At 64.2% G+C, this 386-nt stretch carries 1 protein-coding gene; it reads left to right on the top strand.

The genetic code is table 11. From position 1 onward, the window contains the following. Window positions 1–140: 140 nt before the first annotated feature. Window positions 141–386 (top strand): hypothetical protein (locus tag ETC00_RS20300; protein WP_216369618.1); only part of this gene is annotated, 246 nt, incomplete at its 3' end.

The raw sequence follows: 386 nt of genomic DNA, 5'->3' as shown, positions 1-386 counted from the left end.
GCCGAGCGCATGGTAGGCCGCGCCTCGAGCGCCGGCAACAGCCGTTGGCGAGGAAATCTCCGACGGCCGATTAAGGATTTGCCGTCCTCTTGCCGATAAGCTCCTCAGAGACAATTCCAACAAGGGTCAGAAGTCCCATCATGAAGCTCAAGTCGATCCAGTTTTCTGTCGCCGCCCTCGCCGGCGCCAGTGTTCTAAGCGTCGTCGTGGTGCTGGTGCTGTACGCCCTGTTCGCCGGCGCGCGAACGCAGGAGCTGGTGCAGCAACGCACCCAGGGCCTGTTGGAGAAGGTCATCAACGAGCGCCTGGTGGCCCTGGCCCGCGCCCAGGTCAGCCAGATCCAGCGCGAGCTGGAGTATCCGCTGACGGTGGTCCACGGCCTGGCC

This window comes from Brevibacillus sp. MCWH (assembly GCF_013096935.1).
Taxonomy (GTDB): Bacteria; Bacillota; Bacilli; order Brevibacillales; family Brevibacillaceae; genus Brevibacillus; species Brevibacillus aydinogluensis.
This window is presented reverse-complemented; position numbering and strand designations above follow the sequence as displayed.